This window comes from Agromyces sp. NPDC058110 (genome assembly GCF_042884735.1).
Classification (GTDB): domain Bacteria; phylum Actinomycetota; class Actinomycetes; order Actinomycetales; family Microbacteriaceae; genus Agromyces.
Genome location: NZ_JBHVTI010000002.1, coordinates 74,583 through 96,356 on the forward strand (window position 1 = coordinate 74,583; position 21,774 = coordinate 96,356).

The 21,774-nt window shown below is 71.6% G+C and carries 26 protein-coding genes; 24 read left to right on the forward strand and 2 right to left on the reverse strand.

Features of this window, described 5'->3' with window-relative positions; all coding sequences use genetic code 11:
- Positions 1–4: 4 nt before the first annotated feature.
- The 12 genes from map (at position 5) to glmM (ending at position 9,523) form a co-directional block, all read left to right on the forward strand.
- Positions 5–832 (forward strand): type I methionyl aminopeptidase, encoded by an 828-nt coding sequence (gene map / locus ACFVS8_RS04975; RefSeq protein WP_387058373.1) that lies wholly within the window; start codon positions 5–7, stop codon positions 830–832.
- Between the two features lie 198 nt (positions 833–1,030).
- Positions 1,031–2,725 (forward strand): phosphoenolpyruvate--protein phosphotransferase, encoded by a 1,695-nt coding sequence (ptsP, locus tag ACFVS8_RS04980; RefSeq protein WP_387058376.1) that lies wholly within the window; start codon positions 1,031–1,033, stop codon positions 2,723–2,725.
- Positions 2,726–2,851: 126 nt separating this feature from the next.
- A complete protein-coding gene (infA, locus tag ACFVS8_RS04985) occupies positions 2,852–3,073 on the forward strand; it encodes a translation initiation factor IF-1 (protein ID WP_011186713.1) in 222 nt (73 codons plus the stop codon).
- A gap of 67 nt (positions 3,074–3,140) precedes the next feature.
- Positions 3,141–3,254, forward strand: a complete 114-nt coding sequence (gene rpmJ, locus ACFVS8_RS04990) for a 50S ribosomal protein L36 (protein WP_047561540.1) — start codon at positions 3,141–3,143, stop codon at positions 3,252–3,254.
- Between the two features lie 170 nt (positions 3,255–3,424).
- Positions 3,425–3,805, forward strand: coding sequence for a 30S ribosomal protein S13 (gene rpsM / locus ACFVS8_RS04995; protein ID WP_387058380.1), 381 nt, complete (start codon positions 3,425–3,427; stop codon positions 3,803–3,805).
- A 32-nt stretch (positions 3,806–3,837) separates the two neighbouring features.
- The gene (gene rpsK, locus ACFVS8_RS05000) at positions 3,838–4,236 is read left to right on the forward strand and encodes a 30S ribosomal protein S11 (protein WP_156999966.1); all 399 of its coding nucleotides are present in this window, start codon (positions 3,838–3,840) and stop codon (positions 4,234–4,236) included.
- A gap of 174 nt (positions 4,237–4,410) precedes the next feature.
- Positions 4,411–5,397 carry a DNA-directed RNA polymerase subunit alpha gene (locus ACFVS8_RS05005; protein WP_055860115.1) on the forward strand — a complete coding sequence of 329 codons (987 nt, stop codon included), beginning with the start codon at positions 4,411–4,413 and terminating at the stop codon, positions 5,395–5,397.
- A 48-nt stretch (positions 5,398–5,445) separates the two neighbouring features.
- Positions 5,446–5,982: a 50S ribosomal protein L17 gene (gene rplQ, locus ACFVS8_RS05010; protein WP_387058384.1), complete on the forward strand. Its 537-nt coding sequence runs from the start codon at positions 5,446–5,448 to the stop codon at positions 5,980–5,982.
- 104 nt (positions 5,983–6,086) lie between these two features.
- Positions 6,087–7,025, forward strand: coding sequence for a tRNA pseudouridine(38-40) synthase TruA (truA, locus tag ACFVS8_RS05015; RefSeq protein WP_387058387.1), 939 nt, complete (start codon positions 6,087–6,089; stop codon positions 7,023–7,025).
- Positions 7,026–7,160: 135 nt separating this feature from the next.
- Entirely contained in the window at positions 7,161–7,607 is a 447-nt protein-coding gene (gene rplM, locus ACFVS8_RS05020; RefSeq protein WP_092967758.1) for a 50S ribosomal protein L13, read from the forward strand.
- 41 nt (positions 7,608–7,648) lie between these two features.
- Positions 7,649–8,134: a 30S ribosomal protein S9 gene (gene rpsI / locus ACFVS8_RS05025; RefSeq protein ID WP_387058391.1), complete on the forward strand. Its 486-nt coding sequence runs from the start codon at positions 7,649–7,651 to the stop codon at positions 8,132–8,134.
- Positions 8,135–8,155: 21 nt separating this feature from the next.
- The gene (gene glmM / locus ACFVS8_RS05030) at positions 8,156–9,523 is read left to right on the forward strand and encodes a phosphoglucosamine mutase (RefSeq protein WP_387058395.1); all 1,368 of its coding nucleotides are present in this window, start codon (positions 8,156–8,158) and stop codon (positions 9,521–9,523) included.
- A gap of 105 nt (positions 9,524–9,628) precedes the next feature.
- Here glmM and coaA read toward each other — a convergent pair whose 3' ends face one another.
- Positions 9,629–10,585, reverse strand: a complete 957-nt coding sequence (coaA, locus tag ACFVS8_RS05035; RefSeq protein ID WP_387058398.1) for a type I pantothenate kinase — start codon at positions 10,583–10,585, stop codon at positions 9,629–9,631.
- 134 nt (positions 10,586–10,719) lie between these two features.
- On the opposite strand from coaA, the gene glmS reads away from it, so the two are divergent.
- The 10 genes from glmS to ACFVS8_RS05085 all read left to right on the forward strand — a co-directional run bounded on the left by glmS (position 10,720) and on the right by ACFVS8_RS05085 (position 18,826).
- On the forward strand, positions 10,720–12,570 hold the full coding sequence (glmS, locus tag ACFVS8_RS05040; RefSeq protein WP_387058401.1) for a glutamine--fructose-6-phosphate transaminase (isomerizing): 1,851 nt from the start codon (positions 10,720–10,722) through the stop codon (positions 12,568–12,570).
- A gap of 19 nt (positions 12,571–12,589) precedes the next feature.
- Positions 12,590–12,955 carry a holo-ACP synthase gene (locus ACFVS8_RS05045; protein WP_387058404.1) on the forward strand — a complete coding sequence of 122 codons (366 nt, stop codon included), beginning with the start codon at positions 12,590–12,592 and terminating at the stop codon, positions 12,953–12,955.
- Positions 12,952–14,103 carry an alanine racemase gene (gene alr / locus ACFVS8_RS05050; RefSeq protein WP_387058407.1) on the forward strand — a complete coding sequence of 384 codons (1,152 nt, stop codon included), beginning with the start codon at positions 12,952–12,954 and terminating at the stop codon, positions 14,101–14,103. Before ACFVS8_RS05045 ends, alr begins: the two co-directional genes overlap by 4 nt.
- Positions 14,100–14,648, forward strand: a complete 549-nt coding sequence (tsaE, locus tag ACFVS8_RS05055; RefSeq protein ID WP_387058410.1) for a tRNA (adenosine(37)-N6)-threonylcarbamoyltransferase complex ATPase subunit type 1 TsaE — start codon at positions 14,100–14,102, stop codon at positions 14,646–14,648. Before alr ends, tsaE begins: the two co-directional genes overlap by 4 nt.
- 9 nt (positions 14,649–14,657) lie before the next feature.
- Complete coding sequence (gene tsaB, locus ACFVS8_RS05060) at positions 14,658–15,278, forward strand: tRNA (adenosine(37)-N6)-threonylcarbamoyltransferase complex dimerization subunit type 1 TsaB (RefSeq protein WP_387058413.1); 621 nt, start codon at positions 14,658–14,660, stop codon at positions 15,276–15,278.
- Positions 15,275–15,877, forward strand: coding sequence for a ribosomal protein S18-alanine N-acetyltransferase (rimI, locus tag ACFVS8_RS05065; RefSeq protein WP_387058415.1), 603 nt, complete (start codon positions 15,275–15,277; stop codon positions 15,875–15,877). The genes tsaB and rimI overlap by 4 nt, the downstream gene beginning before the upstream one ends.
- Positions 15,874–16,929: a tRNA (adenosine(37)-N6)-threonylcarbamoyltransferase complex transferase subunit TsaD gene (gene tsaD, locus ACFVS8_RS05070; protein WP_387058417.1), complete on the forward strand. Its 1,056-nt coding sequence runs from the start codon at positions 15,874–15,876 to the stop codon at positions 16,927–16,929. Before rimI ends, tsaD begins: the two co-directional genes overlap by 4 nt.
- A gap of 154 nt (positions 16,930–17,083) precedes the next feature.
- On the forward strand, positions 17,084–17,566 hold the full coding sequence (locus ACFVS8_RS05075) for a DUF4190 domain-containing protein (protein WP_387058419.1): 483 nt from the start codon (positions 17,084–17,086) through the stop codon (positions 17,564–17,566).
- Positions 17,567–17,594: 28 nt separating this feature from the next.
- Positions 17,595–18,293 carry a DUF4190 domain-containing protein gene (locus ACFVS8_RS05080; RefSeq protein ID WP_387058421.1) on the forward strand — a complete coding sequence of 233 codons (699 nt, stop codon included), beginning with the start codon at positions 17,595–17,597 and terminating at the stop codon, positions 18,291–18,293.
- A gap of 2 nt (positions 18,294–18,295) precedes the next feature.
- Positions 18,296–18,826, forward strand: a complete 531-nt coding sequence (locus ACFVS8_RS05085; protein WP_387058423.1) for a DUF4190 domain-containing protein — start codon at positions 18,296–18,298, stop codon at positions 18,824–18,826.
- Positions 18,827–18,910: 84 nt separating this feature from the next.
- On the opposite strand, the gene ACFVS8_RS05090 is transcribed toward ACFVS8_RS05085, so the two are convergent.
- Positions 18,911–20,104, reverse strand: coding sequence for an SAM-dependent methyltransferase (locus tag ACFVS8_RS05090; protein WP_387058426.1), 1,194 nt, complete (start codon positions 20,102–20,104; stop codon positions 18,911–18,913).
- Positions 20,105–20,252: 148 nt separating this feature from the next.
- On the opposite strand from ACFVS8_RS05090, the gene groES reads away from it, so the two are divergent.
- Positions 20,253–20,549: a co-chaperone GroES gene (gene groES, locus ACFVS8_RS05095; RefSeq protein WP_129190217.1), complete on the forward strand. Its 297-nt coding sequence runs from the start codon at positions 20,253–20,255 to the stop codon at positions 20,547–20,549.
- 203 nt (positions 20,550–20,752) lie between these two features.
- The gene (gene rarD / locus ACFVS8_RS05100) at positions 20,753–21,685 is read left to right on the forward strand and encodes an EamA family transporter RarD (RefSeq protein ID WP_387059732.1); all 933 of its coding nucleotides are present in this window, start codon (positions 20,753–20,755) and stop codon (positions 21,683–21,685) included.
- Positions 21,686–21,774: the final 89 nt, after the last annotated feature.

A 21,774-nucleotide genomic window follows, 5' to 3' on the forward strand; every position in this document is an offset into this window, starting at 1 on the left:
CGGCGTGTTCCGGCGCTCGATCTACAAGTCCGCGCAGGAACTGCGTGCGATGCGCCCGGCCGGCGCAGCGACCGCAGCGGCACTGGCCGAGGTGCGTGCGCTCATCGCTCCCGGAGCGAACGGACTCGAACTCGACGCCGCCGCCGAACGCGTGATCTCGCGACTCGGCGGGCGCTCGAACTTCCAGCTCGAGCCCGGCTACCGCCACACGCTGTGCGTGTCGGTCGACGACGACGTCGTGCACGGCATCCCGACCGACCGGCCGTTCCGCCCCGGTTCGATCGTCTCGGTCGACGGTGGCGCGGAGGTCGACGGTTGGAACGGCGACGCGGCCTTCACGGTCGTGGTCCCCGACCCGACACGCCCCGAGGTCGTCGCGGCGCGGACGCGTCTCAGCGAGGTCACCGAGGGCTCGCTCTGGTGCGGCATCGCCGCGCTGGCCGGAGCCCGCAGGCTCAACGAGGTGGGCGACGCGATCGAGGAGTACATCGAGGACGCGGGCGAGTACGGCATCCTCACCGACTACGTCGGTCACGGCATCGGCCGCTCGATGCACGAGGAACCCCCGGTCTTCAACTACCGCGTCGATCGCCGCGGGCCGGCCGTGCGGCCCGGCCTGGTCGTGGCCATCGAGCCGATGGTCGTCGCGGGGTCCATCGAGACGTTCGTCCGTGACGACGGCTGGACCGTCACGACCTCCGACGGAGCGGATTCGGCTCATTGGGAGCACTCGGTCGCCGTGCACGCCGACGGCATCTGGGTGCTGACCGCCAACGACGGCGGTGCCGCGGGCCTCGCGCCGTTCGGCGTCGTGCCGGTGCCGATCGCCTGACGGCTCGCCGCGGCATCCGTCGACGGCGTCGCAGTCTCCCGTTCCGGACGGAACCCTGCCCCGAAACGGAACGCCCGCTCTTCGGCCTGCCAGGAGACGCCCGACGGCATCGCCTGCGGCGACCGCGCTGGGTAGGGTGAAAGGCGGGGAGTCGCCGGGGCTCGTGCAGCGTCGACGACCGTGACGGGAGGAGCGGGCATGCAGCTCAGGGGGACCGGCGTCGGGAGCGGCATCGCGGTCGGCACGGTGGTCCGGATGGCGGATCCGCTGCCGGAGCCGCCCGATCGTCGGAGCGAGGCCGACCCCGAGACGGAGCTCGAGCGCGCCCGTGCGTCGCTCGCCGCGACGGCGGCCGACCTCACTGCTCGCGGCAGCGCTGCCGGAGGCGCGGCCAAGGACGTGCTCGAGGCGCAGGCGCTCATGGCCGCCGACCCATCGCTCGCGACCGAGGTCGAGACCCGGGTGCGTGCGGGATCGACGGCTGAGCGTGCGGTGTTCGACGCCTTCGTCGGCTACCGGGACATGCTCGCCGGCATGGGCGGGTACCTGGCCGAGCGTGCGCCGGATCTCGACGACGTCTCGCAGCGCGTGCGCGCCCACCTGGCCGGGGTGCCTGCGCCGGGCGTGCCCGCACCGGGGCATCCGTTCGTGCTCGTCGCCGGCGACCTCTCGCCGGCCGACACGGCAGCGCTCGACCTCGATCAGGTGCTCGCCGTGGTGACCGCCGAGGGCGGTCCGACCTCGCACACGGCGATCCTCGCCAGGGAGAAGTCCATCGTCGCGGTGGTGGGCGCGGCCGGTGCCGTCGACCTCGCCGACGGCGACCTCGTGGTCGTCGACGCCGGGGCCGACGCGGTGATCGCGTCGCCCGACGGCGAGGAACTCGCGGACGCCGAGCGGCGCATCGCCGCCCGCGCGGCACGCGCCGCGGCGCCCGTCGAGCCGGGGCGGCTCTCAGACGGCACGCCGGTGCCGCTGCTCGCGAACCTCGGGTCGGCCGACGGCGCCGCCGAGGCCGTGCGGCTCGGGGCGGAGGGCGTCGGCCTGTTCCGCACCGAGTTCGTGTTCCTCGACGCCGACGTCGCACCGACCGTCGACGAGCAGCGGGCCGAGTACGCGCGCCTGCTCGAGGCGTTCCCGGGCCGCAAGGTCGTCGTGCGGGTGCTCGACGCCGGTGCCGACAAGCCGCTCTCGTTCGTGAACGACGACGACGAGCCGAACCCGGCCCTCGGGCTCCGGGGCATCAGGGCGCTCCGTGCGGCGGAGCAGGTGCTGCGCGACCAGCTCACCGCGCTCGCGCGGGCCGCGTCCGAGACCGATGCCGAGCTGCAGGTCATGGCGCCCATGGTCGCGACCGTCGAGGAGACCCGGTACTTCGTCGCGCTCGCCCGCGAGTTGGGCATCGGGGTTGCCGGCGTGATGGTCGAGACCCCGGCGGCCGCCCTCATCGCCGACCGGGTGCTCGCCGTCGCCGACTTCGCCTCGATCGGCACGAACGACCTCACGCAGTACACGATGGCCGCCGACCGGCTGCTCGGTTCGGTCGCGGCGCTCCAGGACCCGTGGCACCCCGCCGTGCTCCGCCTGATCGGCGAGGTCGGCGAAGCGGGTGCGGAAGCCGGGCGCCCGGTGGGCATCTGCGGCGAGGCCGCCGCCGATCCGCTGCTGGCGCTCGTGCTCGTCGGACTCGGCGCCACGTCGCTGTCGATGTCGCCGTCGGCCCTCGGCGACGTGCGCGCCTCGTTGCGCGAATTCGACCGAGCGGATGTCGCGGGCCTCGCCCGCGAGGCCCTCGCCGCGGAGGGTGCGGCCGAGGCGCGAGCGGCGGTGCGCGCCGCGGTGGAGGCCATGCGGGCCGATCGCGGCCCCGGTTCGCTTAATCAGGCGCGATGACGTAAAGTTGACCCTTGGTGCTCTGCACGTGCGCCTTGGCGTGCCCGACGTCCTGTCGAGCGGTCGAGGTCGACTCCGAGCATCATCGCACGACCAGCATCCCAAACTCCAAGCGATAGTGAGGCTATGGCCAAGAAAGACGGCGTCATCGAGATCGAAGGCTCGGTCATCGAGGCTCTCCCGAACGCGATGTTCCGGGTTGAGCTCACGAACGGGCACAAGGTTCTCGCACACATCTCAGGCAAGATGCGTCAGCACTACATCCGAATCCTCCCCGAGGACCGCGTGATCGTGGAGCTGAGCCCCTACGACCTGACGCGCGGGCGCATCGTCTACCGCTACAAGTAAGCCTGCTGGAAAGTAACGGCCCGAGGCACCCCACGGGCACGAAGACAGCGAAACCAAGGAAACACTCATGAAGGTCAACCCCTCCGTCAAGCCCATCTGCGACAAGTGCAAGGTCATCCGCCGCCACGGCAACGTCATGGTGATCTGCGAGAACCCGCGCCACAAGCAGCGCCAGGGCTAGTCAGAAGACTTCGGGCCGGCCTCAGGGCGCGGCTCGTTCCACATAACTGAACACTGCATTCGGCAACACCAGAACCGAGGCATCTCCGGATGCCGCGGGGACACCTCGGGGCGGAGGCCCGGGCACCGGTGTTGCTCCACACCTCCACTCGAACACAGGAGAAGCCGAACATGGCACGTCTTGCAGGAGTCGACATCCCGCGCGAGAAGCGCGTGGAGATCGCACTCACCTACATCTACGGCGTCGGCCGCACGCGCGCGCTCGAGACGCTCGCGGAGACCGGTATCGACGGGAACATCCGCGTCAAGGACCTCACCGACGACCAGCTCGTCGCGCTGCGCGACTACATCGAGGGCAACTACAAGGTTGAGGGCGACCTCCGCCGCGAGGTCGCCGCCGACATCCGCCGCAAGGTCGAGATCGGCTCGTACGAGGGCCTGCGCCACCGTCGCGGCCTTCCGGTCCGCGGTCAGCGCACCAAGACCAACGCTCGTACCCGCAAGGGCCCGAAGCGCACCGTCGCCGGCAAGAAGAAGCCCGGCCGCAAGTAACCGCTCGTCGCCAGATCTAGGAGATTTCACACATGGCAGCATCCAAGGCGGCTACTCGCAAGCCGCGCAAGAAGGAAAAGAAGAACATCGCCGTGGGCCAGGCCCACATCAAGTCGACGTTCAACAACACGATCGTCTCGATCACCGACACCACCGGTGCCGTGATCAGCTGGGCCTCCTCGGGTGGCGTCGGCTTCAAGGGCTCGCGCAAGTCGACCCCGTTCGCCGCGCAGCTCGCCGCCGAGTCGGCCGCCCGTCAGGCGCAGGAGCACGGTATGAAGAAGGTCGACGTCTTCGTGAAGGGCCCCGGCTCGGGCCGCGAGACCGCGATCCGTTCGCTCCAGGCCGCGGGCCTCGAGGTCGGCAGCATCAACGACGTGACGCCTCAGGCTCACAACGGCTGCCGCCCGCCGAAGCGCCGCCGCGTCTAAGTCCCTCCACGCTGGTCGAGCGGGGCGCGCTGCGCTCGTCTCGGACCCCGCGGCATCCGCGAGTCCGAGACGGCGCAGGCGTCCTGCCCGGCCGGCGGACCAGTTCTCTCACAACTCAAGATCCTCGAACTCGCAGGTGTCATATAGCGGACACCCTGCCGAAAGGAATCCACAGTGCTGATCGCACAGCGCCCGACGCTCACCGAAGAGAACATCTCGGAGTTCCGTTCGCGTTTCGTGATCGAGCCCCTCGAGCCGGGCTTCGGTTACACCCTGGGCAACTCGCTTCGGCGTACGCTCCTCTCGTCCATCCCCGGCGCGGCTGTCACCAGCATCCGCATCGACGGCGTGCTGCACGAGTTCTCGACCGTTCCCGGTGTGCGTGAGGACGTCACCGAGATCATCCTGAACATCAAGAACCTGGTCGTCTCGAGCGAGCACGACGAGCCCATCACGGCGTACCTGCGCAAGCAGGGTGCCGGCGAGGTCACCGCGGCGGACATCTCCGCTCCGGCCGGCGTCGAGGTGCACAACCCCGAGCTCGTCATCGCCACGCTCAACGAGTCGGCGAAGTTCGAGCTCGAGCTGACCATCGAGCGCGGCCGCGGCTACGTCTCGGCCAGCCAGAACCGCAACGAGTACTCCGAGGCCGGCCAGATCCCGGTCGACTCGATCTACTCGCCGGTGCTCAAGGTCACCTACCGCGTCGAGGCCACCCGTGCCGGTGAGCGCACCGACTTCGACCGCCTCGTGGTCGACGTCGAGTCGAAGCCCGCCATCAGCCCCCGCGACGCCATCGCGTCGGCCGGTCGCACGCTCACCGAGCTGTTCGGCCTGGCCCGCGAGCTCAATGTCGCGGCCGAGGGCATCGAGATCGGCCCGGCGCCGGTCGACGCCGTGCTCTCGAGCGAGCTCTCGATCCCGATCGAGGACCTCGACCTCTCGGTGCGCAGCTACAACTGCCTCAAGCGCGAGGGCATCAACACCGTGTCCGAGCTCGTCGCCCTCTCGGAGTCGCAGCTCATGAACATCCGCAACTTCGGTCAGAAGTCGGTGGATGAGGTCAAGGACAAGCTCACCGAGATGGGTCTTTCGCTGAAGGACTCCGTTCCCGGTTTCGACGGCGCCCACTTCTACACGGGCTTCGAAGAAGAGAACTAGTCCTTCGCGCCCGCCGCACTGAACCCCCACTACTGGAGATAACGAACCATGCCGAAGCCCACCAAGGGCCCCCGCCTCGGAGGCGGCCCCGCGCACGAGCGGCTCCTGCTCGCGAACCTCGCTGCTGCGCTCTACACGCACAAGTCGATCACCACGACCGAGACCAAGGCGAAGCGCCTTCGTCCGCTCGCCGAGCGTCTCATCACGTTCGCGAAGCGCGGCGACCTGCACGCGCGTCGTCGCGTGCTCGCCGTGATCGGCGACAAGGCCGTCGTCCACGAGCTGTTCACGGTCATCGCACCCCAGGTCGCCGACCGTGAGGGCGGCTACACCCGCATCACGAAGATCGGCAACCGCAAGGGCGACAACGCCCCCATGGCGGTCATCGAGCTCGTCCTCGAGCCCGTGACCCCCAAGGTGCGCGCCGCGAAGCCGGCTGCTGCGCCCGTCGCCGACGAGGCTCCCGCCGAGGAGCCCGTGGTCGAGGCCGAGGAGACCGTCGAGGTCGCCGAGGCCGAGGAGACCGTCGAGGCTGCAGAGGCCGCCGACGAGGCTCCCGCCGAGGAGTCGGCCGACGCCAAGTAGTCGACGCCTGTCGTCCGAGAGGCCCCGATGCATCCGCTGCATCGGGGCCTCTCGGCGTCTCCGGGTGCGTGAGCGGCCCCCGCGCCGGCTCTAGGCTGGTGGGCATGACCGGTGACGACGAGCAGGCGCCTGCGGCCCCGGAGGCCGAAGACGCGGCATCCGTCGTGCGCATCAGGCTCGGCATCGCCTACGACGGCACCGACTTCAACGGATGGAGCCGCCAGCCGTCGCTGCGCACGGTGCAGGGCGTCATCGAGGCCGCCCTCGCGACGCTGTTCCGGCGCACGGGGGTCGTGCCGAAGCTCACCGTGGCCGGACGCACCGACGCGGGCGTGCACGCGCGGGGCCAGGTCGCGCACCTCGACCTGCCGGCGGCCGCGCTCGAGTCCGTGACGCGGGCCCGCCGCGGTCACGCGGGCGAGGCGAGCACCCCCGCCGGTGTGCTGGCTCGCCGTCTCACCGGCATCATCGGCGCGGACGCCGACGTCGTGATCACGGGCGCCGACCTCGCCCCGGCCGGGTTCGACGCCCGGTTCTCGGCCATCTGGCGACGCTACGATTACGCCGTGGCCGACACCGGAGCCGCACGCGACCCGCTCGCCAGGCGTTCGACCGTCGCGTATCCGCGCGCACTCGACGTCGAGGCGATGGATGCCGCGGCCGGTTCGCTGCTCGGGCTCCACGACTTCGCGACCTTCTGCAAGCCGCGGGAGGAGGCGACCACCATCCGCACCCTCCAGCACTACGGCTGGCGCAGGCGCGCCGACGGCGTGCTCGTGGCCTCGCTGCAGGCCGATGCGTTCTGCCACTCGATGGTGCGGGCGCTCGTCGGCGCGTGCGTCGCGGTGGGGGAGGGGCGGCTCGAGGCATCCGACCCGCTCGCGCTGCTGCGCGCGACCGAACGCACGAGCGCGTTCAAGGTGATGCCCGCGAAGGGCCTCGTGCTGACGGAGGTCGGCTACCCGGCCGACGACGAGCTCGAGGCGCGTGCGACGCAGACGAGGGCACGACGCCGATTGGACGTCGGCGAGGTCGTCGGCTAAGCTATCTCTTTGGTGCCGCCATCTGCGCCGGCACCCGAAGTTGAGCCCTCCACCGGGTGGCTCGTCCGCATCGCGGCCGAACGCCCACGGAGTGGGATTCACGAACCCCTCACTCGATCAGAAAGCAGCACGACAGTGACGCGCACCTACACCCCCAAGGCGAACGAGATCCAGCGCGACTGGGTCATCATCGACGCCACCGACATCGTTCTCGGCCGTCTCGCGAGCCACACCGCAGCCCTGCTGCGCGGCAAGCACAAGCCGACCTTCGCCAACCACATGGACACCGGTGACTTCGTCATCATCGTCAACGCCGAGAAGGTAGCCCTCACCGGCCAGAAGCTCCTCCAGAAGAAGGCGTACCGCCACTCGGGCTACCCGGGCGGCCTCAAGGCGGTCGGCTACGCCGAGCTCCTCGAGAAGAACCCCGTCCGCGCCGTCGAGAAGGCGATCCGCGGCATGCTCCCGAAGAACTCGCTCGGCCGCGCCCAGCTCAAGAAGCTGAAGGTCTACGCCGGCTCGGAGCACCCGCACGCGGCTCAGCAGCCCAAGCCGTACACCCTCACCCAGGTCGCCCAGTAATTCCGGCACCCTCGACGTTCTCGAAAAGGATTCACACCACCATGGCGAAGATCGCAGACCAGCTCGACGCGGCTCCGGAGAGCTACACCACCGAGAGCGCCCCCGCGGCGGCTCCCAGCACCCCCCGTGCCGTCCTCAACGTGTCGGGCGCAGCCGTCGGCCGCCGCAAGCAGGCCATCGCCCGCGTGCGCGTCGTCCCCGGCGCCGGCACCATCACGGTCAACGGCCGTGCATTCGCGGACTACTTCCCGAACAAGCTGCACCAGCAGCTCATCACCGACCCGTTCACCGTGCTCGAGCTCACCGGCTCGTACGACGTGATCGCCCGCATCACCGGCGGCGGCCCCTCGGGCCAGGCCGGCGCACTGCGTCTCGCGATCGCCCGTGCACTCAATGAGATCGACCGTGAGAACAACCGCCCGACCCTGAAGAAGGCCGGCTTCCTCACGCGCGACGCCCGCGTCATCGAGCGCAAGAAGGCCGGTCTCAAGAAGGCCCGCAAGGCTCCCCAGTTCTCGAAGCGTTAATCGCTTCTCGGACGCCTCCGAATGCCTCGGCTCTTCGGAACGGACGGGGTCCGGGGCCTGGCCAACCGTGAACTCACGGCTGACCTGGCCCTGGGCCTCGCCCAGGCGGCTGCCGCCGTGCTCACGCAGGGCCGGCACGCCGATGAACTCCGCGCGGCGGGTCGTCGACCCGTCGCCGTGGTCGCGCGCGATCCGCGCGTGTCCGGTGAATTCCTCACCGCCGCCGTCTCGGCCGGCCTCGCGAGCTCCGGTGTCGACGTCCTCGACGCCGGCGTCATCCCGACGCCCGCCACGGCATTCCTGATCGACTCGATCGACGCCGACTTCGGCGTCATGATCTCGGCGTCGCACAACCCGGCCCCCGACAACGGCATCAAGTTCTTCTCGTTCGGCGGCACGAAGCTCCCCGACGAGGTCGAGGACCGCATCGAGTCCTACCTCGGCCGCCAGAAGCTCGCCCCCATCGGCGGCGGCGTCGGGCGCATCCGCCGGTTCGCCGATGCGGAGGACCGCTACGTCGTGCACCTGCTCGGCACGCTGCCGAACCGGCTCGACGGCATCCACGTCGTGCTCGACTGCGCCCATGGCGCGGCGGCCGGAGTCTCGCCCGAGACGTTCCGCGACGCGGGCGCGAAGGTCACCGTCATCGGTGCCGACCCCGACGGCCTGAACATCAACGACGGCGTCGGGTCGACCCATCTCGACCACCTCGCCGCGGCCGTGCGCGAGCACGGCGCCGACGTGGGCATCGCCCACGATGGCGACGCCGACCGCTGCCTGGCCGTCGACGCCGACGGCAACATCGTCGACGGCGACATGATCATGGCGATCCTCGCGGTGGCCATGCACGAGCGCGGCGCCCTCACCGACGACACGCTGGTCGTCACCGTCATGTCGAACCTGGGCCTGCGCCGGGCCATGGCCGATCGGGGCATCCGCGTCGTCGAGACCAAGGTCGGCGACCGGTACGTGCTCGAGGCGCTCGCGGCCGAAGGGCTCGCCCTGGGCGGCGAGCAGTCCGGCCACGTGATCATGAGCGAGTTCGCGACGACCGGCGACGGCGTGCTGACGGGCCTGCACCTCGTGGCCGAGATGGCACGTACGGGCAAGTCCCTCGCCGAGCTCGCGTCGGTCATGACCGTGTACCCGCAGGTGCTCGTGAACGTGCGCGGCGTCGACCACCACGCGCTGGCGGGCGACGACGAGATCGCCGCAGCCGTGGCCGCGGCCGAGCTCGAGCTCGGCGACTCCGGCCGGGTGCTGCTGCGCCCGTCGGGCACCGAGCCGATGGTGCGCGTCATGGTCGAGGCGCTGAGCCAAGACGACGCCGAGCGCCACGCGGCGTCCCTCGCGGCGATCGTCGGCGAGCGTCTCGCGCTTCCCGTCTGACGCGACCCGCCATGCACGACCCGCGCGAACCCTGAAACGGCCGCGCGCGGCATCCGTCCCCGATCATCGGGACCACGGATGCCGCGCGCGGCCGTCGTGCGTTCGTCAGAGCTTGCGCAGCAGCACGGTCGAGACGGTGTGGTCGGCGCTCTTGCGCAGCACGAGCGAGGCCCGCGACCTGGTGGGCCGCACGTTCTGCAGCAGGTTGGGCTCGTTGATCGAGCGCCAGATCTCGCCGGCCCTCGCCCTGGCCTGCTCCTCGGTGAGGCTCGCGTAGCGGTGGAAGTACGAGCGCGGGTTCGTGAACGCCCCGCGCTGCAGCTTCAGGAAGCGCTCCTCGTACCACCGTGCGATGTCGCTCGTGCGGGCGTCGACGTAGATCGAGAAGTCGAACAGGTCGCTCACCGCGAGCCGGTGTCCGGGGCCGGGGGGCTGCAGCACGTTGAGGCCCTCGACGATGAGCACGTCGGGGCGGCGCACCGTGATCTGCGCGTCGGGCACGATGTCGTAGGCGAGATGCGAGTAGAAGGGTGCGCGGACCTCGGGGGCGCCGGCCTTCACTTCGCTCACGAAGCGCAGCAGCGCGCGCCGGTCGTACGACTCGGGGAAGCCCTTGCGCGCCATGAGCCCCCGGCGCTCGAGCTCGGCGTTCGGGAAGAGGAACCCGTCGGTCGTGATGAGCTCGACGCGCGGGGTGTGCTCCCACCTGGCGAGCAGTTCGCGCAGCACGCGCGCGATCGTCGACTTGCCGACCGCGACCGAACCGGCGACCCCGATGACGAACGGAGTGGACTCGACGCGTTCGCGGAGGAACTCGCCGGTCGCATTGCGCAGGGCCTTGGTGCCGCCGACGTAGAGGTTCAGTAGCCTGCTGAGCGGCAGGTACACCTCGGCGAGCTCGCGCATGTCGAGCGGTTCGCCGAGCCCGCGGAGCTGCACGATCTCGGTCTCGCTGAGCGGGGCGGGCACGGACGGCGCGAGCTCGGACCAGTCTGCGCGGGGGAGCTCGATGAACGGTGAGATCTGCGCGATGGGAGTCGACGAGGTCTGCGGATCCGGCACCCGCACAGTCTAGTGTCGGCGTGCCGGCCGGGCTGTCGGCGGAGCCCCCGCGGAGCCCCCGCGGAGCCCCCGTGGAGCCCCACGCGGAGCCCCCGTGGAGCCCCCGTGGAGCGCGCCCACGTAGAATCGACCCCATGTGTGGAATTGTCGGATACGTCGGGCAGCGCAGCAGCGTCGACGTGCTCATGGGAGGCCTGAAGCGCCTCGAATATCGCGGTTACGACTCGGCGGGCGTCGCCATCGTCGACGACGACGGGGCGATCGAGACGGCCAAGCGCGCCGGCAAGCTCCAGGTGCTGGCCGACGAGCTCGCGGCGCACCCGCTGCACGAGGGTCGCACCGGCATCGGGCACACCCGGTGGGCGACGCACGGCGGCCCCACCGACCGGAACGCGCACCCGCACCTGGGCGACGAGGGCCGGCTCGCGCTCATCCACAACGGCATCATCGAGAACTTCGCCGAGCTGAAGCAGGAGCTCGTCGACGACGGCTACGTGTTCGAGTCCGAGACCGACACCGAGGTGGCCGCCGTGCTCCTCGGTCGCGAGGTGCGCCGCACGGGCGACCTGCGCGAGGCGTTCCAGCTCGTGGTGAACCGCCTCGAGGGCGCGTTCACCCTGCTCGCCGTGCACCGCGACGCCCCGGGGCTCGTGGTCGGCGCGCGACGCAACTCGCCGCTCGTGATCGGGCTCGGCGAGGGCGAGAACTTCTTCGGGTCGGATGTCGCGGCCTTCGTGGAGTACACGAAGCGCGCCGTCGCGATCGGCCAGGACCAGATCGTCGCGATCACGGCCGACGCCGTCACGGTCACCGACTTCGACGGCGCGCCCGTCGAGGTGGAGCCGTTCGAGGTCGCGTGGGACGCCTCGGCCGCCGAGAAGGGCGGCTGGTCGTCGTTCATGCGCAAGGAGGTCGCGGAGCAGCCCGAGGCGGTCGCGAACACCATCCGCGGTCGCATCGCCGACGGCGAGGTGCACATCCCCGAGCTCGAGTCCTTCGGCGACGACGAGCTGCGCGCGGTGCGCCGCATCACGGTGGTCGCGTGCGGCACGGCGTCGTACGCCGGCCAGGTGGCGAAGTACGCGATCGAGCAGTGGGCGCGGGTGCCGGTCGAGATCGAGCTCAGCCACGAGTTCCGCTATCGGGAGCCGGTCATCGACGACGGCACGCTCGTGCTCTCGATCAGCCAGTCGGGCGAGACCATGGACACGCTCATGGCCGTGAAGTACGCCCGCGAGCAGGGTGCGCGCACGATCTCGATCTGCAACACGCAGGGCGCGACGATCCCGCGCGAGTCCGACGCGGTCGTGTACACGCACGCCGGCCCCGAGGTCGCGGTCGCGTCGACCAAGGCGTTCGTGGCGCAGATCACCGCGCTCTACCTCTTCGGCCTGCACCTGGCCCGCGTGCGCGGCACCGTCTCGCCCGAGGTGCTGGCCGACGCGCTCGCCGAGCTGCAGGCGATCCCCGCGAAGCTCGAGACCGCCCTCGGCCAGTCCGAGCGCGTCGCGGAGCTCGCGCACTGGATGGCCGACACCCGCTCGGTGCTCTTCCTCGGCCGCCACGTGGGCTACCCGATCGCCATGGAGGGCGCGCTGAAGCTCAAGGAGCTCGCGTACATCCACGCCGAGGGCTTCGCCGCCGGTGAGCTGAAGCACGGCCCGATCGCGCTGATCGAGCCCGGTCAGCCGGTGTTCGTGGTCGTGCCGAGCCCGCGCGGTTCGGCGCACCTGCACCCGAAGGTCGTCTCGAACATCCAGGAGATCCGCGCGCGAGGCGCCCGCGTCATCGCGATCGCCGAGGAGGGCGACGCCGCGGTGCTGCCGTTCGCCGACGAGGTGATCCGGATCCCGCTCGCCGCACCGCTGTTCGAACCGCTCCTCGCGGTCGTTCCGCTGCAGGTGTTCGCGATGGAGCTCTCGCAGGCCAAGGGCCTCGACGTCGACCAGCCCCGCAACCTCGCGAAGTCGGTGACGGTGGAGTGACCTCGTCGGGGGTGTTCGCGTGATCGTCGGAATCGGCATCGACGTGGTCGACATCGCACGGTTCGAACGGTCGATCGCGCGGACCCCCGCGCTCGCCGAGCGCCTGTTCGCTGAGAGCGAACGCGGGCGCCCGGCACGCTCCCTGGCCGCCAGGTTCGCGGCCAAGGAGTCGCTCATCAAGGCCCTGGGCGGTCACGCCGTCGTGCGCTGGCACGAGATGACGATCGTGCAGGACGCCGACGGCAACCCCGACTTCGCGCTCAGCGGCGGACTCGCCGACCACGTCGCCGCGCTCGGCATCGACCGCGTGCACCTCTCTATGAGCCACGACGCCGGCATCGCGAGCGCGTTCGTCATCCTCGAGGCGAGCGGGGCGACCGCATGAACGTGCGCCCCGCCGCGAACGCGTCGTTCCGCGAGGCGGTCGTCGACCTCGACGCCGTGCGCGAGAACCTCGCCGTGCTCGCCGAGGCGGTCGCACCTGCCGCGATCATGGCCGTGGTGAAGGCGAACGCCTACGGCCACGGCGCCGTGGCCGTCGCGCGGGCCGCCCTCGACGGCGGTGCAGCGTGGCTCGGCGTCGCCGACCTCGACGAGGCGTTCGAGCTCCGCGACGCGGGCGTCGACGCGCCGGTGCTCGCCTGGCTCCACGGACCCGACGCGCCGTTCGCCGAGGCCATCGCCCGAGACGTCGACCTCGGCGTCTCGTCGATCGACCAGCTGCGCCGCATCTCGGATGCCGCGGCGAGCGTCGGTTCGCCGGGTGCGCGCGCGTCGGTGCACCTCAAGATCGACACCGGGCTCAGCCGCAACGGCGTCCCGCCCGAGGAGTGGGTCGAGGCGGTCGCGTTCGCGGCCATGCTCGAGGCGCAGGGGCGCATCCGCGTGCGGGGCGTCTTCAGCCACCTCGCCAACACCGACGAGGAGGCCGACCTGGCCCAGCTCGCCGCATTCGAGGACGCGCTCGCCGGGGCATCCGCCGCCGGGCTCGACCCCGAGCTGCGCCACCTGGCCTCGACCGCCGCGGCCCTGCGCCTGCCCGCCTCGCGGTTCGACCTCGTGCGAGCGGGCATCGGCACCTACGGCATCCCGCCCTACGGCGACGGCACGACCTCGGCCGACCTCGGGCTGCGCCCCGTGATGACCCTGCGCGCGTGCGTCGCCGCGGTGCGCAGGGTCGAGGCGGGCGTCGGCGTCTCGTACAGCCACACCTGGCGCGCCGAGCGCCCGACGACGCTCGCGCTCGTGCCCCTCGGCTACGCCGACGGCATCCCGCGTCAGGCATCCGGCCGTGCCGAGGTGCTGCTCGCCGGGCGCAGGCGGCCGATCGTCGGCCGGATCGCGATGGACCAGTTCGTCGTCGACGTGGGCGACGCCGACGTCTCGGTCGGCGACGAGGTCGTGCTGTTCGGCGACCCCGAGACGGGCGCGCCCTCGGCCGACGACTGGGCGGCGGCCGCCGACACCATCGGGTACGAGATCGTCACGCGCATCGGCCACCGCGTTCCCCGCACCTACCGGACGCGCGCATGATGCGCGTCGAGGTCGCGGATGCCGCGGCCATGGAGGAGTTCGGCCGCGACCTGGGTGCCCGGCTGGTCGCCGGCGACCTGCTCATTCTCTCCGGGCCCCTCGGGGCGGGCAAGACGACGCTCACCAGAGGGCTCGGCGGCGGACTCGGCGTGCGCGGACCGGTGCAGTCGCCGACCTTCGTGCTCGCACGCACGCACCCGAGCCTCGTCGGCGGCGCTCCGCTCGTGCACGTCGACGCGTACCGCCTCGGCAGCGCCGAGCTGGTCGAGGACCTCGACCTCGACTTCGCACGCTCGGTGGTGGTCGTCGAGTGGGGCACCGGGCTCCTCGACGACGTGAGCGAGTCGTGGCTCGAGGTCGGCATCGAGCGTCCGCAGGGCGGCGCCGTGGTGCCGGATGCCGCGGGCGAGCCCGGTGCCGCGACCGGCGCGCCGGGCGGCGACGCGTCCGACGCCGAGTCGCTGGGCGCCGACGAGCCGCGCGTCGTCACGGTGCGCGGCTTCGGACCGCGCTGGGCGGGCACCGCCTACGCCGACGCTCGGTAGGCTTGAGGCATGCTGCTCGCGATCGACACCTCGACGGGCACGAGCGTCGCCGTCGTCGACCACGACGCCGGCGTGATCGCCGAGGTCGGCACGGCCGACACCATGCGGCACGCCGAGGTCGTGGGCGAACTCATCCGCGAGGCGCTCGAGTCCGCGAATGTTCGGCCCGCCCGCCTGTCGGGTGTCGCCGCGGGCATGGGCCCCGGGCCGTTCACCGGCCTGCGCGTCGGCATCGCCGCGGCGCACGCGTTCGCGCTCGGCATCCGCAAGCCCTTCGTGCCCGTGGTCAGCCACGACGCGGTCGCGTTCACGTGGTACCGCGACGGCGGTTCGGGCCCCATGCAGGTCGTGACCGACGCCCGCCGGCGCGAGTTCGCGGTGTCGGCCTACGACGGCGTCGATGCCGACCGCCTGCCGATCCGCGTGCACGGGCCCGAGCTGCACCCGCGCGACGCGGTGCCCGAACGCACGGGCACGCGCCTCGACGCCACGATCGTCTCGGCCGGCGGCATCGGCATGGTCGCCGAGTTCGCCTTCGCCTCGGGCAGGCTGCCGCTCACGGGCGACGCCCCCCTCTACCTCCGGGCGCCCGACGTGACGCCCTCTGCCGGAAAGCGGGTGCTGCGGTGAGCGTGCTCATGCGAAGGGCGCGGCCCGCCGACGTCGACGCGATCATGGCGCTCGAGCGCGAGACCTTCGTCACCGACGCCTGGTCCGAAGACCTGATGCGCGCCGAGATCTCGGGCGAGCACGGGTACTACCTCGTCGCGGTCGACGAGGAGGCCGAGCCCGAACGGCGCCTGATGGGCTACGCGGGCCTGTACGCGCCGGCCGGCACCGGCGACGCCGACGTGCAGACCATCGCGGTCGCCCCGTTCACCCGCGGCGTGGGCCTCGGGCGCGGCCTCATGCACGCGCTCATCACCCACGCCCGTCGCATGCGCGTCGCCCGGGTCTTCCTCGAGGTGCGCGCCGACAACCCGATCGCCAAGTCCCTCTACGACTCGCTCGGCTTCGTCGAGATCGGCGTGCGCAAGGGCTACTACCAGCCCGACGGCGTCGATGCGATCAGCATGCGGCTCGACGTGCCCGAGGCCGTGGCGCAGCCCGCCTCCGACGCGAGCGGTGCACGGCACGGCGGCCGCGCGGCATCCGGAACGGCCTCGAGGCCGGCCGCATCGGGGCCGGCCACGTCGAGACCGGCCCCGTCGACCGGAGGTGCCCGGTGAACCGCGAAGCCCCGCTCGTGCTCGGCATCGAGACCTCGTGCGACGAGACCGGCGTCGGCATCGTGCGCGGAACCGAGCTCCTCGCGAACGTCATCGCCTCGTCGATGGACGAGCATGCGCGCTACGGCGGCGTGGTGCCCGAGGTCGCGGCCCGCGCCCACCTCGAGGCGCTCGGGCCCAGCATCGACGCCGCGCTCGCGGCATCCGGCGTCACGCTCGACGAGCTCGACGCGGTCGCCGTGACGAGCGGGCCCGGCCTCGCCGGAGCGCTCATGGTCGGCGTCGGTGCGGCGAAGGCGCTCGCGCTCTCCCTCGAGAAGCCGATCTACGCCGTCAACCACCTCGTCGGCCACGTCGGCGCCGACCTGCTCGACGCCGAGGCGCCGCTCGAGACGCCGACCGTCGCACTGCTCGTCTCGGGCGGGCACACGTCGCTGCTGCTCGTGCGCGATCTCGTCGCCGATGTCGAGCTGCTCGGCGAGACCATCGACGACGCCGCGGGCGAGGCGTTCGACAAGGTCGCGCGCGTGCTCGGGCTGCCCTATCCGGGCGGGCCCGAGATCGACCGGGCGGCCGTCGGCGGCGACCCGAACGCGATCCGGTTCCCGCGCGGCCTCACCCAGCCGAAGGACCAGGCGGCGCACCGCTACGACTTCAGCTTCTCGGGCCTGAAGACCGCGGTCGCCAGGTGGGTGGAGCAGCGCGAGGCGGCCGGCGAGCCGGTGCCCGTCGCCGATGTCGCGGCGAGCTTCCGGGAGGCCGTCGCCGACGTGCTCGTCACCAAGGCGATCGCCGCCTGCGTCGACCTCGGCGTGCCGCGCCTGCTGCTCGGCGGCGGCGTGGTCGCCAATGCGCGCCTGCGCGAGCTCGCACGGGAGCGCGCGGAGGCCGCGGGCATCGACCTGCGCATCCCGCCGCTGTCGCTCTGCACCGACAACGGCGCCATGATCGCCGCACTCGGCTCGCAGCTCATCATGGCCGGCCACGAGCCGTCCGGCCTCGCGTTCGGGGCCGACTCGACGCTGCCGGCGACCGAGGTGCAGGTCGCCTGACCGGCCGACGGCCGCGCCGTGCCGTCGACGGCGTGGGGTGCGCGCGATCCTGCGACAGCGCTAAAGTGACGAACGGGGGCGGATGTCGCTCCTGCACGCATTCGAGCCGACACGGTTGTCCCATCGTGGCCGGTACAGCATCGAGGAGATCACCGTGAGCGACCCGAACCTTCCCAACAAGTCCGACCAGACGCCCGAGGTTCCCGCAGCGCCCGAGGTTCCTGCGGCCCCGCCCGCGCCCGCTGCTCCGGCGGCGCCTGCAGCCCCGCCCGCCTACACGGCCCCGGAGGCGCCGGCTCCCGGCGCGCCGCCCGCCGCTCCCGCCTACGGGGGAGCCTACGATACCTCGGCACCCGCGTACGGAGCGCCGACCCCGGCCAAGACCAACGTGCTCGCGATCGTCTCGCTCGTCGCCTCGCTCGTCGGCTTCTTCACGGGCATCGGCTTCATCGTCGGCATCGTCTGCGGGCACATCTCCATCAGCCAGATCAAGAAGACCGGCGAACAGGGTCGCGGCATGGCCATCGCGGGGCTCGTGATCGGCTACATCGGTCTCGTGATCTCGATCATCCTCACGATCGTCTTCATCGTGCTCTTCGCGATCGCCGCGTCGTACGGCACCTACACGACGTACTGATCGAACTCACCCCACGAAAGGTCGAACCATGAGCGATCCCAACGTTCCGGCCGACGGCGCCGACGCGAAGGCTCCCGACGCGTCCGGCGCGGCGGCGGCATCCGAGGCCGCGTCCTCGGCGAGTGCCGACGCGGCGGCGTCCACGCCAGACGTGCCCGACGCGCCGAGCGTGCCCGAGGTGCCCGGCGCTCCGACGCCGCCCGCCGCACCCGAGCCCCCGGCTCCGCCCGCTCCTCCGGCGCCGCCGGCCTACGGCGCTCCGACGCCGCCCGCGGCGGGGCAGTCGTACGGCGGTGCGCCCGCTGCGCCCCCGGCCTACGGTGCCGCGGTTCCGCCCGCGCCGCCCGTGCCGCCGGCTGCATCCGCGTACGGCGCCCCCGCGGCGACACCCGCGTACGGTGCACCTGCGGCGGCGAACCCCTACCAGTCGGGTGCGCCCGCGAAGTCCACGCCGGTCTACAGCCTGATCTCGCTCATCGCGGGCATCGTGGGCCTCGTCGGCTTCTTCGTGGTGTTCATCCCGTTCGTCGGGGGCATCATGCAGCTCTTCATCCCCGCCGCGGCCGTCGTGCTCGGCTTCATCGGCCGCAAGCGCGAGCCCGCGGCAAAGGGCATGTGGCTCACGGGCATCATCCTCGGCTTCGTGGGCGTCGCGATCGGTCTCATCTCGCTGCTGTTCTGGGCGATCATCTTCGCGTCGGCGTCGAATTCGGTCTACTACTACTGACCGTGACCGACCTGCCCGCAGAGCCAGCGCGACCGCGCACGGTTCCGGATGCCTCCGACGAGGCATCCGGAACCGGGCCTGCGCAGCCTCCGATCGACGAGGCGGCGCTCAGGTCCGCCGCGCCGACGGCCGATGGCGCGTCGGTGCCGATGGCCGTCGCACCGAGCAGGTGGGACATGCCGCTCGACACCGGCGAGCTGCGCACCGTTCCGACGGGCCAGCTGCTCATCGTGCACCGGCCCGAGGCGTTCGCCGAGGCATCCGAAGAGGTCGAGGAGGAGGAGACCCAGCGTCGCGTCTACAGTTGGGTCGGCGCCGTCCTCGGCGTGATCGGCGCCGCCGCGTCGCTCTTCGTCGGCTGGATGCTGCCGCTGTCCATCGTCGCGATCATCTTCGGCGTGCTCGGCCTGCGGCGCGAGGAGACCGGGCGCACGCTCGCCTTCGTCGCGATCGGCACGGGGGTCGGCGGCCTCGTCTTCTCGGCGGTCTGGATCGGCTACTACGCGATCGTCTTCGACACGCTGCAGATCTGATCGCCCGCGACGACAGCCGACTCGAGCGTGTGCGGCACGGCGGCACGGCGGTCCAGCGGGTCAGCGGCCCAGCGGGTGAGTGTGTCAGCGCGGGAGACGCTCGACGAGCAGCGCGACGTGGCGCCCCTCCTCACGGGTCAGCACGAGGGTCGCGGATGCCTCGCCCTGCAGCTTGAGCTTCGTGCGCAGCACGGCGGGGTCGACGTCGATGCCGCGCTTCTTGATCTCGAGCGTGCCGATGCCGCGTGCGCGCAGGGCCTGCCGCAGCTGGCGCTCGTCGACCGGCAGCCGCTCGATCACCCGGAAGCCCTGGGCGAACGGCGAGTCGAATGCGGTGTCGCCGGTCAGGTAGGCGATGCCGTCGGAGAGCATCCACGCGCCGTGGGCGCGGGCGAGATCGCCGATGAGCCGCGCGCGGATCACGGCGCCGTCGGGCTCGTAGAGGTAGTCGCCGAGCGGGCCGACCGGAGCGTCTTCGCTGTCGGCGGCCGCGGTGAGCTCGTCGGCGCCGCGTTCGCCGACGACCAGGGCGGCACGACCGATGCCCGGTCGTGCGACCTGGCCGAACCAGACGCCGAGTTCGACGACGTCGCCGCCGACCGAGACCCACTGCGCCTCGGCGCCGGCTGGGATCACGTCGCGGTCGGTGCCGGGGCCGAGCTTCACGCCGACGGCCATGCGGTCGGCCAGGCCGAACGCGAAGTCGAGGCTCGGGGTGTAGTCCGCGGCATCCGAGAGCCTGCGCGTGCGCCCGCCGCTCGTGACGCGCCGCGCGGGGTCGAGCCACGCCCCGCCGATGCCGCCGAGGTGCACTTCCTCTGCCGTGGTGTGCAGCACGCGCGCCTTGTCGAACGGTGCGAGGTTGAACGCGGCGATCGTGGCCGTGACCTCGTCGGCCTCGGCGGCCGTCACCTCGAGGTCGACGGCCGAGAGGGCGAGCGAGTCGCCGCCGATGCCGCAGCCGAGGTCGGCGACGTGGCGGATGCCGGCGCGGGCGAAGCGTCCGGCGTGCAGCGCGGCGACCTGCAGCCGCGTGGCCTGTTCGAGGCCGGCCTCGGTGAAGAGCATGCGCTCGGCGAACTCGCCGAACTTGGCCTTCGCCTTGGCGCGGAGCTTGGACTGCGTGAGCACGGCGGCCACGAGCGAGGGGGAGTGCCCCTGGCGGCGGAGGTCGGAGACGGCGGCGACGATGTCGGTCTTGGCGTGCCACTCGGGCAGCGAGTCGAGCAGTCGCAGGCCTTCGGGGGAGAGCAGTTCGACGAGCTCGGAGCGGTCCACCCGGCCACGCTAGCACCCCGCTCCGACGGGTTGGCACTCACGTTGCACGAGTGCCAAATCGCGCCTAGACTTCTATTAGCACTCTCGCGTTGAGGCTGCTAACCAGTCTTCATCAAGACAGTTTTCTTCATTGAGAGAAGGGGCAACCGTGTCGGTTTCCATCAAGCCGCTCGAGGACCGCATCGTCATCAAGCAGGTCGAGGCAGAGCAGACCACCGCATCGGGTCTGGTCATCCCCGACACCGCCAAGGAGAAGCCCCAGGAGGGTGAAGTCATCGCGGTCGGCCCCGGCCGCATCGACGACAACGGCAACCGCGTTCCGCTCGACGTCGCAGTCGGCGACAAGGTGATCTACTCCAAGTACGGCGGAACCGAGGTCAAGTTCGGCGGCGAGGACTTCCTCGTGCTGTCGGCCCGCGACGTGCTCGCGGTCGTCGTCCGCTAGTTCGACCCGCGCTTTCCGAGGCCCGGATGCCAGACGGCATCCGGGCCTCGTCGCGTCCCGGCGGGTGGTGAGCGGCGAGTGCCGAGCGGCGGGTGCCGAGACCGACGACGGCCGGATCTCGTCGGACGACGGCAGTCGCGCGGCGTCGACGCGTGCGACGGCAGGCGTACGGTTGACCGGTGAGCTCCAGCACCCGCCCCGCGATCGCCGACACCGCCTCGACCGGGAGCACGCTCAGCCGCCCGGGCCTCGCCTACGCGATCGGCTCGTACGTGCTCTGGGGCTTCCTGCCGATCTACTTCATCGCACTCGCGCCCTCCGGACCGTTCGAGATCGTCGGATGGCGGGTCGTGCTGTCCCTCGTGTTCTGCGTGCTGCTGCTCACGGTGACCCGTTCGTGGAGGCCGTTCGGCACCCTGCTGCGCGATCGCCGCATCGTGCTGACGATGGGCCTCGCCGGAGCCCTGATCTACGTCAACTGGCAGACCTACGTCTACGCGACGGTGTCGGGCCAGGTCGTCGAGGCCGCGCTCGGCTACTTCATCAACCCGATCGTCACGGTCTTCCTCGGCGTGCTCGTGCTGCGCGAGCGCCTGAACGTCACGCAGTGGATCGCCGTCGGCATCTCGATCGTCGCCGTCGTGGTGCTGGCGGTCGGCTACGGGCAGCTGCCCTGGATCGCGCTCGTGCTCGCGTTCTCGTTCGGCACGTACGGGCTCATCAAGAAGCGCGTGGGCCCGAAGGTCGACGCCGTCTCGGGGCTCACGCTCGAGACGGCCTGGCTCACGCCCATCGCCGTCGTGATCCTCGTGGTCGTCGGGTCGACCTCGGGGCTCACCCTCGGCACGTCGAGCGCCTGGCATGCGGTGCTCCTGCTGTGCGCCGGAGCGGTGACCGCGGTGCCGCTGCTCCTGTTCGCGGCGGCCGCGCGCCGCCTGCCCCTCATTTACATGGGATTCATCCAGTACTTCGCGCCGTTCATCCAGTTCATCGTGGGCGTCGTCGTGCTGCAGGAGCCCATGCCGCCCGAGCGGTGGGTCGGGTTCGGGCTCGTCTGGCTCGCGCTCGTCGTGCTGACCTTCGACCTCGTGCGGGGCGCGCGCGCAGCGAGGCGTCAGGTCGTCGACCTCACCTGACCGACGGATGCCGCGGCGCGGCCGATCGCTCGCCTCAGCCGCCGGGCGGCTGGCCGTCCGTCCGCGACCGCCGTGCATGCGTCACCCCC

Bases quoted from the DNA above. Each gene is read 5' to 3' on its own strand.
- alr (WP_387058407.1), top strand. From the start codon at position 12,952: ATGAACGTGCGCCCCGCCGCGAACGCGTCGTTCCGCGAGGCGGTCGTC.
- rpsM (WP_387058380.1), top strand. From the start codon at position 3,425: ATGGCACGTCTTGCAGGAGTCGACATCCCGCGCGAGAAGCGCGTGGAG.
- infA (WP_011186713.1), top strand. From the start codon at position 2,852: ATGGCCAAGAAAGACGGCGTCATCGAGATCGAAGGCTCGGTCATCGAG.
- rpmJ (WP_047561540.1), top strand. From the start codon at position 3,141: ATGAAGGTCAACCCCTCCGTCAAGCCCATCTGCGACAAGTGCAAGGTC.
- ptsP (WP_387058376.1), top strand. From the start codon at position 1,031: ATGCAGCTCAGGGGGACCGGCGTCGGGAGCGGCATCGCGGTCGGCACG.
- ACFVS8_RS05080 (WP_387058421.1), top strand. From the start codon at position 17,595: ATGAGCGATCCCAACGTTCCGGCCGACGGCGCCGACGCGAAGGCTCCC.
- rpsK (WP_156999966.1), top strand. From the start codon at position 3,838: ATGGCAGCATCCAAGGCGGCTACTCGCAAGCCGCGCAAGAAGGAAAAG.
- rplQ (WP_387058384.1), top strand. From the start codon at position 5,446: ATGCCGAAGCCCACCAAGGGCCCCCGCCTCGGAGGCGGCCCCGCGCAC.
- tsaE (WP_387058410.1), top strand. From the start codon at position 14,100: ATGATGCGCGTCGAGGTCGCGGATGCCGCGGCCATGGAGGAGTTCGGC.
- glmM (WP_387058395.1), top strand. From the start codon at position 8,156: ATGCCTCGGCTCTTCGGAACGGACGGGGTCCGGGGCCTGGCCAACCGT.
- truA (WP_387058387.1), top strand. From the start codon at position 6,087: ATGACCGGTGACGACGAGCAGGCGCCTGCGGCCCCGGAGGCCGAAGAC.
- tsaB (WP_387058413.1), top strand. From the start codon at position 14,658: ATGCTGCTCGCGATCGACACCTCGACGGGCACGAGCGTCGCCGTCGTC.
- glmS (WP_387058401.1), top strand. From the start codon at position 10,720: ATGTGTGGAATTGTCGGATACGTCGGGCAGCGCAGCAGCGTCGACGTG.
- rpsI (WP_387058391.1), top strand. From the start codon at position 7,649: ATGGCGAAGATCGCAGACCAGCTCGACGCGGCTCCGGAGAGCTACACC.